Source organism: Shewanella sp. SM101 (assembly GCF_025654465.1).
GTDB lineage: Bacteria > Pseudomonadota > Gammaproteobacteria > Enterobacterales > Shewanellaceae > Shewanella > Shewanella oncorhynchi.
Genome location: NZ_JAKKRH010000080.1, coordinates 1 through 11,399 on the forward strand (window position 1 = coordinate 1; position 11,399 = coordinate 11,399).

Here is an 11,399-nt window from a genome sequence, read left to right on the forward strand (position 1 = left end):
TGCCCGGTAGCTACGTTCGGAATCGATAACCGCTGAAAGCATCTAAGCGGGAAGCGAGCCCTAAGATGAGTCATCCCTAGGAATTTAATTCCTCTAAAGAGCCGTTCGAGACTAGGACGTTGATAGGCATGGTGTGTAAGCGTTGTGAGGCGTTGAGCTAACATGTACTAATGACTCGAGAGGCTTAACCATACAACCCAGATGGGTTTTATAAGCAGCCTTAGACAGAATATCGACACTTGATAAAGTTAAAGACTCAACAGAAAATCAGCTTTCCGAATTATTATTAACGTGAGCCAGAGATGGACACGGTAATAAACAGAATTTGCTTGGTGACAATAGCCTTGTGGAACCACCTGATCCCATCCCGAACTCAGAAGTGAAACGCAAACGCGCCGATGGTAGTGTGGGGTCTCCCCATGTGAGAGTAGGTCATCGCCAAGCATCCAAATAAACACCAAAGCCCTAGCCTAAACCGCTAGGGCTTTGGTGTTTATACGCTCCGCGAAAACTTATCTCGATGTCGGTCAATAAATGTTCCTCCAATATTGACACTTCCACCATCCATGGCGGTCGCCCGCCGCTAAGCGGACTCCCCGGCTACGAAGACAAGCTTCTTCGCGTTCAATCATGCTAAATACTCCGTATTTATAGCGCTATGATTTCACCCCCATGTGAGAGTAGGTCATCGCTAAGCGCCTAATGATCTCATTGAGATGTAACGAAGCCAGCTGATAAGCTGGTTTTTTTGCGTCTGCAATTTACATGTTTTAGCGTTTTTGAAACCGTTTCATTGTTTGAAATAACATTAAGCTGTGAAGTGGTAATGGGTTTACTGAACGCTTTCTTAATGAGCTTAAGTTTTACTAAGTTCTCATTTTATGAACTGTAATAGAGCCGCCAGTTCATAGTGACACTAAGCTGGCGGTTTGAAATAGATAGCTGAAGCAATGTTGATGGTTAGAGGACAAATACCCTCTTCAACGCTTGCGTGCTCTATGGGTCACTCTTTGTTGATTTTGGCTTTGAAGCTGGCTTTGGTATTGTCGTTAGCTTGTTTGTACCAGTAATCCAGCATTTGACTGATTTCAGCTTGGCTAGGTGTCGTCGCTGGAGTGATTTGCTGAGCCTTATCATTGTTCGCTGCGACTGCTGACGACATAACTGCTGGCGCGATCAAGCTCGTGGATGTGGCTGCTGATGTTTGGTGTATTTGCGGCTGGCTTGCCAATACGGGTGCAATGGCGTCGCTTGCTTGCGTTGTTGCGGTATTCATAGTGAGATTTAATGAAGCCGGATGATTGCTAAGGTTGTACTGCAGTATCTCGTGTTCGAAATCCCGTCCCAGTTGAATGCCATTCTTAATCAATTTATCGCTGGTAAAAACCAGGGCTTCATCTTGAGCATTTAATAGTGTCAGCTTAGGTGACTCATCAAATTTCTTTGCATCTCTGGCTGAGTTGATAGCGGGAAGTGTCAGCGAGAGTGTTTGTGCTGACGCATCAAAACGGACGATGAGCACGTCGGAGAGATAATGTACTGAGTCAGCTTGTTGCCGGTATTGCGCGGCATAACGGAAGGCAATCTGATTGGTCCCATCGGCTAAAACGAGATCGCCACTCTTTACGGCTGGCTTGCCATTGACCGTTAACACTTCAGCATTTTTAGGCAGATTGAGATGAACATCGGCCGTTGCTGGCTGCACTGTCCCCAGCACTAATGCCGTGGCACATAAGATTGATTGATATTTCATAAGCTTTCTCTGTTGTTGCGAGGACGCCGCTAAATAATAAGGCAGATATTTGGCGACACAAAGCAGGTTTAACCTTTAGTGTGGAGCATGATGAACTAAATGGCGACACGCCGTTTATAGATCGCAGATTAGCGTTAATTTAATCTGTAGGGAATAAAAAAGGCTCACGAGGAGCCTTTTTGAGCATGATATTTCTGGATTGAACGCTTATTTGGTTAGGTTGATGCCATAAACGGCGAAACCCAGTTCATCCTTACCGATCTTCTTCATTTCACGTTGTTTATTGGCTTCGATAAAGGCAGCGGCTTTGTCACTGTCTTGGGTTTGGAAGCGAACGTCTAATGTGACGTCGGTAGTGATGGTTTTGAAATCCCAGTTGTAATCGGCACTTGGATTGACCATAGCTTCGTACTTACCCGTGGTTTCGTTGTACTTAGATTGCGCTGTGATATAAGCAGCTAGCGCTTCACGGTTAGTATCGGGCAGTTCAAGTACCACATGGTCGCTACCCGTACCAGCAAACTTACCCCCGAAGGCGCGGTAGTTATTTGAGGTAACGATAAACTCTTTCGCGGCAAATTCTTCACCTGTGATGACTTTGCCGTTTTCGTCTTTATAGCTTAAATCAACGATACGGTTTGCGTTGGCATTAACGACGGCGCAATCGCGGTCAAACTTGCTCGGTTGGGTCACATCAATTTTATAGGTTAAGCCATCGAGTACGTCGAAGTTATAGGTTGGATGACCATCCCAGTTGATTAAACCTTGTGGGGTGGTTTTTGCAGGGTCAATTTGATTGAACTGGTTCGCTGAGCACTCGAGCCAATCTTTCAATTCGGCGCCCGTCGCTTTGACTGCCACCATAGTATTGGGATACAGGTACAGATCGGCGGCGTTTTTAAAGGTCAGTGGGCCTTTATCAACTTGCACAAATTGATCGGCATCACTGGTTGTACCGTGGCGACCGCCCGCTTTAAAGGGTGCGGAGGCTGATAGCACTGGCAGACCTTTTAATGCTGCAGGTAATTTCGCTTTCACGTTAGCGATTTGCGCATCGGAAACGATTTGTACCGTAGGGTCGTCCTGCACTAAGGTAAGGAAGCTGTACATGTCGGCTGCGGCAACGCCGATAGGTTCATCCACAAAGGCGAGGGTGCCTTGGTGCTCGGCTGCGACTGCATCTTTAATTGCGGGATCTTGGCTAACTAACTCTTCCTTAGTTGCACCATTATATATGGGGCGAGCTTGCGTTTTGGCACTAAGGACATGCCATTTGCCATCTCTACGTTCAAGTTTAAAGTCAACAACCCCTAAGTTATCACCCCAACGACCTGGCATCACTGCGGGGACGCCGTTCAGTAGGCCTTTAGTGACGTCGGTATTGGGTAAGTCGGCATACTTAGCATCAGGGAAGATAGAGTGGCTGTGGCCGAATAGAATCGCATTGATACCATCAACATAAGTCAAAGCGTAAGTGGCGTTTTCAGCCATAGGATCGCCAGGATTTTCCGTTGAACCAATACCAGAGTGAGGAATGGCGATAATGATATCGGCCCCTTTTGCTTTCATTTCGGGGACATATTTTTTCGCGGTTTCAATAATATCTTCGACCGTCACTTTACCCGTCAGATTTTGTTTATCCCACAATAGAATTTGCGGTGGCACAAAACCAATATAACCAATGTTAATGGTTTGATTATTACCTTCATTGTCGATAATATTTTTTTGTTTGATGATATAAGGGGTGAATAAATGCTCACCTTTTTTAACCTCATTCCAGCAACCATTATCGTCGGCGCAATAAACGTTTGAGTTGATATAAGGGAAATCTGCACCACTAATGGATTTATTTAAGAAATCTAAACCATAGTTAAATTCATGGTTACCGATATTACCGACTTCATAATCTAATAGGTTCATGGCTTTATAGGCTGGATGAATATCACCCATTTGCAGGCCAACTTTAGCCATGTAATCGCCCATTGGGCTGCCTTGTAGTAGATCGCCGTTGTCGACGAGTACGCTGTTTTTGGCTTCGTTGCGTGCAGCGTGGATTAAGCTTGCAGTACGGGCTAGACCGATAGTTGGGTCATTTTTGCCACTGTAGTAGTTGAAATCCATGATATTTGTGTGCAGATCTGTGGTTTCGAGTACCCGTAAATCGGCTTGAACGACTTTGTCATCATCAGAATTACAGGCGCTTACACCAAGGGCGGCAGTGATCATCACTGCGAGTATTTTCTTATTTAACATAGTTATCTCTATTTATATTTATTTGACCCCAATGCATGTTCCGTAAAAGAACATGCCCATCATCCCGTTAATTCAGCGTAATTTAACTGTTAGGTTAATTTGCCGCTAAGTTAACGAGCGGGAATTATAAAGACATTTGATGATCTGAATGTGACATTAATCGGATAAAAGCTGTTTCAAATTGTGACTCAAGGTTTGCTTGCCTAAATAGTGAGCCATTTGGCCTGTTTATTTGTTACGCCAATGTTTAAATAATTACAGTAAACAGTTTATTAAGAAGAATTAATATTTGTTATTGGAATGGCATTTTATTTGCTCAGCCCCTTGTCTATGTCGGGGATATTTGACTTAAAACTTCAGTAGAATTGTTTTAAATAATTCTTTTACATCAAATTTTAGCCAATGTTGATCACCTATGCTCACATGTCTCTTGGCTTGATTGAGGCGAGTTAGGTTTAGCGTAGCGTTGGCATAGGCTTATTTAGACGAGTAATACACATAAAGTGATACAAATTAGCTGTGCTCTGGGCGGGTAAAACTTGGCTGAAATGCGCGTAACTTGTTAAGGTAGTTCATCGAAATTGACGTACGAAGCTACACAAGTTCGTTAAAACAGACTGTTGTAAACCGAAAGCCAAAATCCGTTTGCGCGCACCTTTCACCTTAAAAATACAATCGAAAGGGCAGCAACATCCAAGGGAGTTAATATGCGTAAGTCCGTTATTACCACAGCCGTAGCTGCGGCATTGTTACTTGGCGCTTGTTCAGACAAGCCTGCTGTAAGCACCAATGAAGCCAAAAATGCCGTTGCGACTCAATCCGCCGCCAAAGCTGAAGCAGCTAATGTGCTGCTGAGCAAGAGTCCACTGCAAGATCAAGCGCCGCAATTTAATCTTATTCAGTCTGCAGATTATGCTCCCGCCTTCGAGCAGGGCATTAAAGCTCACGATGCAGAAATCGCTGCGATTGTGAATAACAAACAAGCGGCTAGTTTTGACAATACCATTCTCGCCATGGAAACCTCGGGTGAATTGTTAACGCGCGTATCGCGTACCTTCTTTAATCTCGCAGGTCTGATTTCTGATGATGATTTCCAGAAAACCGAAGCGGATCTTGCACCTAAGCTATCTGCCCACCGAGATAATATTTATCTCGATCCGACTTTATTTGCCCGTGTTGAAGCCGTATACCAGCAAAAGAGCAGCCTAAATGCGGAAGATCAGCGTCTAGTTGAATATTACTATGAGCAGTTTGTCCGCGCTGGCGCGAAATTGTCGGCCGAAGATAAAACTAAGATGCGCGACTTTAACGCTGAGCTTGCAACCTTAGCGACGGACTTTTCACAAAACAGCTTAAAATCATTTAAAGATGATGTGATTGTTGTGACTGATAAAGCCCAGTTAGCCGGTTTATCCGACAGCGAAATCGCCACCTTAGCCGCAGCGGCCAAAGCTGCTGGAAAAGAAGGCTATTTGATTACTTTAGTCAACACGACACGCCAACCTGTACTTTCTAGCCTGAGCAACCGTGAACTGCGCCAAAAAGTGTGGGAAACCTCGGCGCACAGAGCCGTCGCAATCAATGGTCCATTGATTGTCAAAATGGCGCAAATACGGGCTAAAAAAGCCAATTTACTGGGGTTCGATACTTGGGCATCCTATGCGGTTGCCGATCAAATGGCGAAAACACCAGCCGCTGTGTATGAAATCCTCGATGATTTAGCGCCAAAAGCTTTAGCTCGCGCCAAAGTGGAAGCGGCTGATATTCAAGCTGAAATCAAAAAGGCGGGCGGTGATTTTGAACTGCAACCTTGGGATTGGGCTTATTACGCCGACAAAGTGCGTAAAGAGAAATACTCCCTCGATGAAAGCAGTATCAAGCCTTATTTCGAGTTTAATACTGTGCTGAAAGACGGGCTGTTTTTCGCTATGCATAAATTGTATGGCATCAGCTTAAAACCGCGTACTGATTTACCCGTGTGGCATTCCGATGTTTTAGCCTTTGAAGTCTTTGATAAAGATAACAGTTCTATTGGCTTATTCTATCTAGACCCGTATGCCCGTGAAGGCAAAGGCGGCGGCGCGTGGATGGATGAGTTCGTCACCCAAAGCGGTCTGCTCGGCACTAAGCCCGTTGTCTATAACGCGCTTAATATTCCTAAGCCAGCCGATGGCCCAACGCTAATGACCTTCGATGAAGTGACCACTCTGTTCCATGAATTTGGCCATGCGATACACGGTTTATTCTCGCAAGTGAAATACCCAAGCGTGGCTGGTACATCAACCGCACGTGACTTTGTTGAGTTCCCATCACAGGTTAACGAAGATTGGAATATCGACCCTGCTGTGATTGCTAACTATGCCAAACACTACAAAACGGGTGAGCCAATTCCTAAGGCGCTGCTTGATAAAATTTTAGCGGCAAATAAGTTTGGCCAAGGTTTTGATACCGTTGAGTACCTGTCAGCGGCCTTGTTAGATATGGAATGGCACTCTATCAGCGCCGATACTCAAATTAGCGATGTAGAGAAGTTTGAGCACCAAGTATTAGCTAAACATGGTCTTGATTTTACGCCAATTCCCCCGCGTTATAAGTCGAGCTACTTTAGCCATGCCTTCTCCGGTGGTTATTCCGCAGGGTATTACGCGTATTTGTGGACCGAAGTGTTTGCCGCTGATGCTTTTGCCTATATGGGCGAGCAAGGTGGCTTAAAAGCCGATAATGGTGACAAATTCCGTAAGGAAGTCTTATCTAAAGGTAACAGTGAAGATCTCATGCAAGATTACATTCACTTTACGGGTAAAAAACCGACAACCGATGCACTGTTAAAGCGCCGCGGTTTAGTCGATTAATTGTAATAAGATAAAGGCTTGTTAGGGAAACCTAACAAGCCTTTTTTTATTGATGTTGGGGCGGATTTATTAACCATTTTTTGTTTCAAGACAGGAGGTTTAGAGGATAAGGAAATCTGCAGGTAACGCTCCTAATCACAGTTCCAAAATAGTTTGTTGGAATGTTGTCGAAAGACAGTCTTAAACTTTTTTTTATTGATTAAATTGTTATGTTTGATTGTCACTTATAAAGTTAGCAATAGTGTCCTCCTTACGTTGACTCTCTAATAACCACTCAACCCTCCATTCAGTTAGGCGCTCACCCTTTTTATGAATGAATTTTCCTGCTTCTGGTTCATCAATCCATTCAAGCTGTTTAATAAGTACTAAAGGCGCTTCAGACCCGTCAGTTTCATTCGAAAATTCAAGAGCCTCATTATAAGTATGAAATGCGTAATAGTAGATTTCACCATCAAATTCATCTGGAGCACCTTGCCAAGGGCGGCACCAAACACGATATTCTAAGACTTGATCATAGAAATAACCGCCGCCTGATTTTGTTTCCGCTGGATACTCTCCAACCCTATTCTCATCGATTGAATCAGGATACATCTACAATCCCTCAATGGAATGTAACGCCATATGCAACAGCGGATAAGGTTTACCTTGTCCATCAACGGGTGAGCGACCCGTTACTGAAAAACCAATATGCTGGTAAAAACCTAATGCTTGCTGATTCTGCTCATTAACATCAACCTTTGTGGCTCCCAGTTCATTAATGGCATGTGTCGCTAGCATGGAACCAATACCTTTTCCGCGCGCGTCAGGTGAGATGAACAGCATTTCAATATTGCCATCATGTATCCCGCAGAATCCGAGTATTTCTCCATTGTCATTTTTAGCGCACTTTAAGTGAACGGCGTCAAAATATTGTTCGAGGATCAACGGCTTTAATTCCTGTAGATCTTCTTCTGCTAAAAAGTCATGGGTTGCTCTCACCGATGCTTCCCAAATATTGAGCAGACTAAGATGATCTACTTTTTCTACCATCTCAATATTCATCATATAACTCTATTGAAAATTTAATGCCGCCTAAGTGGCGAATAATAGTGGGTTAACATGTGAAGCGGGAACGTACCATTATTACTAATCCGCATTTAAGAAGTTTAGGCGTAAGTTCCGTAACATCTTTTTCCCAAGATGTTAGCTGCCAAGCTGCACTCTGTCATCTTGACCTTTCTCGCTATTTACCTATTTAGTATCAGTAAAATAAAAACAGGGAGTATTAGCTCCCTGTTTATGATATTTAAAATTTCAATTTAGAGGGGCGATTATTCGGCCAGTAATCCGCGGCTACGCAGTAGCGGCTCGATACCGGCTTCTTTACCGCGGAATTTTTTATACATCAGCATAGGATCATCACTGCCGCCTTTCGACAGGATATTGTTACGGAAAGAGTCCGCAGTGGCCTTGTCGAAAATACCGTTTTCTTTAAAGGCTTCGAAAGCATCCGCACCTAAAATATCCGACCAGAGGTAGCTGTAGTAGCCTGCTGAATAACCGCCTGCGAAAATATGCGAGAAGTAAGTGCTGCGATAGCGTGGGCTAATTTCCTCAATCAGTCCCATTGCCGCTAACGAGTCCGCCTCAAACTTGGTCGCATCCTTTGGCGTAGTGTCGGTCAGTGTGTGCCAATCTAAATCGAGTTTAGTGGCCGCCATGTATTCAACGGTAGAAAAACCTTGGTTGAACTTACTGGCCGCTTGGATTTTCTTCACCAGTTCTTGCGGGATCACTTCGCCGGTTTTGTAGTGCTTGGCAAATTGGGCTAACACTTCTGGCTGAGTCATCCAGTTCTCATTTACTTGCGATGGGAACTCAACGTAATCGCGAGGTACGGCGGTGCCACCCTGAGAGCGATATTCCACGTTCGATAACATGCCGTGTAGGGCGTGGCCAAATTCGTGGAATAGGGTGCTGGCTTCATCGAAGGTCAGCAGCGCTGGCTCATTGCCCGCTGGGCGAGGGTAGTTCAATACGTTAACAATAATAGGTTTAGAATCAACGCCATTCATATTGTATTGTTTGCGGAATGAATTCATCCAAGCGCCGCCACGTTTGCTGTCGCGGGTGAAATAGTCACCCATAAAGATGGCCATCAGCTTGCCGTCTTTATCGTAAACTTCCCAAGTACGGACTTCTGCATTGTATTTGGGTAAGTCGGTACGTTCTTTAAAGGTCAAACCGTACAAACGGTTAGCCGTGTAGAACACACCTTTTAGTGTACTGTCGAGGGAGAAATACGGGCGGGTTTGTTGCTCGTTAAAGCTGTACTTAGCGACACGAATTTTGTCAGCATAGTAATCCCAGTCCCACGCTTGCAGCTTAAAATTGCCACCTTGAGCGTCAATCATGGCTTGCATATCAGCCACTTCGGTTTTGGCTTGGGCCAATGCCGCTGGCCATACTTTATTGAGTAAACCGTAGACGTTTTCTGGTGTTTTAGCTGTGCGTTCTTCTAACACGAAATCCGCATGGGTTTTATAGCCCATCAGTTGAGCACGTTCGGCACGCAGGGCGGCAATCTTCGCAAGGATAATCTTGTTATCGTTGGCGTTATTGTTGTTACCGCGCTCGATATAACCTTTGTAGAGTTTTTCACGTAACTGGCGGTTATCGGCATAGGTCAAAAAAGGCGTGATAGAAGGGCGAGACGTGGTAAATACCCACTTGCCTTCATGGCCACGTTTTTTGGCGGTTTCAAAGGCTGTGGCAATCACATCTGCGGGTAAACCTGCGAGATCGGCTTTATTATCAACCACTAATTCGAATGCATTGGTTTCGGCTAATAGATTGTCTCCAAAGGTTAAATTGAGTTTGCCGATTTCTTCGTTCAGCGCGCGCAGTTTGGTTTTATCTGGCTCGCTTAAGTTAGCGCCGCCACGGGTGAAAGATTTATAGGTATCTTCCAGTAATTTGGCTTGGGCTGTGCTGAGCTTCAGGTTGTCTTTTGCGTCGTGGACGGCTTTAACTTTTTGAAACAGTTTGTCATTAAGCAAAATATCGTCTTCGGCGGACGATAACATAGGTGACACTTCTTTGGAGAGTGCTTGCAATGCTTCATTCGTATCCGCGCCCGTCAGGTTAAAGAAGACGTTAGAAACGCGCGTCACTAGATCGCCAGAAAACTCCATGGCTTCAATCGTATTGGCGAAGGTGGGTTTTGCTTTATTATCAACAATTGCTTGAATTTGTTCGTGTTGTTGGGCGATTCCCGCTTTAAATGCGGGGAGGAAATGCTCAGGCTTGATTTTATCGAAGGCCGGAATTTCCATAAAAGTATCATAGGGTTTAAAGAATGGATTCGTCGCATTCTGGCTGATAATTTGCGCTGACACGGCATTTGGCACCGCACTTGTTTGAACACTGGCATCGGGTTGTTGTGTGCTACAAGCGCCCAAAGTTAAGGCTAAAGCGATGGCACTTAGCGTGAGTGCTTGCGGTTTGAGGGTTATTCCCTTCATTATTTGTTCCCTGTTAGGTTGATATTGTTATGGATGTTTGCATGATGATGGCCTTGGATTTCAAGAAAAAATTGAAGTCTACGTGCGGCTAAAACCATTAAATTAAGCTTAATGTGACTGTTTAACATGTATCGGACTAGGGGTTCCATCGATTTTGTGTTTAGTTTGTAACAAATGTTTTGTTTCAGGCTTTTAAGCAAAAAATGATGGCAAACTGGGCGAGGATATTATCCCGTCTCAGGCACGTTTTCTTGGCTTAGTCGACCCTAAACCCATTGCAATTGGCGGCTCAACGAACAGTAAATTACTCTCCATTGCTTTAAGTTTTGCCCAAGCGATGCTGGGCGTGGAATACACAGGCCATACCGAAAAAGAGTTCATCACCCACAAGCAATTCATGCTGAACCTAAAAATGTATTCCGCAGCGTTTATCGAGCTATCGGCGGTGAAATAGTGCTCTTTGTTAAAGTTATTTTGGGATGACACAAAAGTGTAGGGAGCAATAAAGCCGTTCTGAATATAAAAGGTTCATACGGAAATGGCGGTTAAATCTTAGATTTCCGCCATTTCAACTCTAAATACTCAAAGGCTGAAAGGCTCAAAGCTAGTGAGTTATATCGTCAGTTGTGCTGCATGAATTGTCATTGTTTCCCCAGTGACTCGCCGTCTTTTTATTTCATAAGAAGTATCCCTATAGGCTCGACGGCGGCATCCATGCCGCCAACGGTCACTGTTGCAACAATGCCAATCCTCACTGACCCTTTCGCTGTTCGTTTAGCTAAAAAGCCTATGTAGTGGTCAAGTAAAATTGGCCACGGTTTTAGAGTCATTCCAATATAAACGTTCTGACTCATTTGGCGTTAACCCACCATTATATTGATGGGGTCTGGTCTCACTGTAATATCCAGTGATGTAATTTGTGATCTCTTTATCTGCTTCTGTAAAATTCCCATAACCACTGGCGGGTATCCACTCAGATTTCAAACTTCTAAAGAAACGCTCCATTGGTGCGTTATCCCAACAATTCCCGCGACGACT

Annotated in this window: 7 protein-coding genes, 2 rRNA genes and 1 pseudogene; 4 read left to right on the forward strand and 6 right to left on the reverse strand. The window is 44.4% G+C overall.

The genetic code is table 11. The features are described 5' to 3' along the window. Together L5M38_RS23125 and rrf are read left to right on the forward strand one after the other, a co-directional pair. Positions 1-192 (forward strand): 23S ribosomal RNA (locus L5M38_RS23125); the annotation flags it as partial. 136 nt (positions 193-328) lie between these two features. Next, positions 329-444 (forward strand): 5S ribosomal RNA (rrf, locus tag L5M38_RS23130). 559 nt (positions 445-1,003) lie between these two features. Here the strand turns inward: rrf and L5M38_RS23135 are convergent. Both L5M38_RS23135 and L5M38_RS23140 read right to left on the reverse strand, forming a co-directional pair. Continuing rightward, complete coding sequence (locus L5M38_RS23135; protein WP_263180435.1) at positions 1,004-1,753, reverse strand: DUF2057 domain-containing protein; 750 nt, start codon at positions 1,751-1,753, stop codon at positions 1,004-1,006. A 207-nt stretch (positions 1,754-1,960) separates the two neighbouring features. Then, on the reverse strand, positions 1,961-4,006 hold the full coding sequence (locus tag L5M38_RS23140; protein WP_263180436.1) for a bifunctional 2',3'-cyclic-nucleotide 2'-phosphodiesterase/3'-nucleotidase: 2,046 nt from the start codon (positions 4,004-4,006) through the stop codon (positions 1,961-1,963). Between the two features lie 707 nt (positions 4,007-4,713). Between L5M38_RS23140 and L5M38_RS23145 the strand changes: the two genes are divergently transcribed. Further along, positions 4,714-6,858: a M3 family metallopeptidase gene (locus tag L5M38_RS23145; RefSeq protein ID WP_263180437.1), complete on the forward strand. Its 2,145-nt coding sequence runs from the start codon at positions 4,714-4,716 to the stop codon at positions 6,856-6,858. Between the two features lie 207 nt (positions 6,859-7,065). On the opposite strand, the gene L5M38_RS23150 is transcribed toward L5M38_RS23145, so the two are convergent. The 3 genes from L5M38_RS23150 to L5M38_RS23160 all read right to left on the reverse strand — a co-directional run bounded on the left by L5M38_RS23150 (position 7,066) and on the right by L5M38_RS23160 (position 10,361). Beyond that, positions 7,066-7,449 carry a GCN5 family acetyltransferase gene (locus L5M38_RS23150; RefSeq protein ID WP_263168129.1) on the reverse strand — a complete coding sequence of 128 codons (384 nt, stop codon included), beginning with the start codon at positions 7,447-7,449 and terminating at the stop codon, positions 7,066-7,068. After that, positions 7,450-7,899 carry an acetyltransferase gene (locus L5M38_RS23155; protein WP_263168276.1) on the reverse strand — a complete coding sequence of 150 codons (450 nt, stop codon included), beginning with the start codon at positions 7,897-7,899 and terminating at the stop codon, positions 7,450-7,452. A gap of 269 nt (positions 7,900-8,168) precedes the next feature. Further along, positions 8,169-10,361: a M3 family metallopeptidase gene (locus L5M38_RS23160; protein ID WP_263180438.1), complete on the reverse strand. Its 2,193-nt coding sequence runs from the start codon at positions 10,359-10,361 to the stop codon at positions 8,169-8,171. Positions 10,362-10,602: 241 nt separating this feature from the next. Here L5M38_RS23160 and L5M38_RS23165 point away from each other — a divergent pair. Beyond that, positions 10,603-10,815, forward strand: a pseudogene (locus tag L5M38_RS23165) (hypothetical protein); the annotation flags it as partial. A gap of 344 nt (positions 10,816-11,159) precedes the next feature. Here the strand turns inward: L5M38_RS23165 and L5M38_RS23170 are convergent. Then, the coding region (locus tag L5M38_RS23170; RefSeq protein WP_263147013.1) for an integrase core domain-containing protein at positions 11,160-11,399 on the reverse strand (240 nt) is incomplete at its 5' end.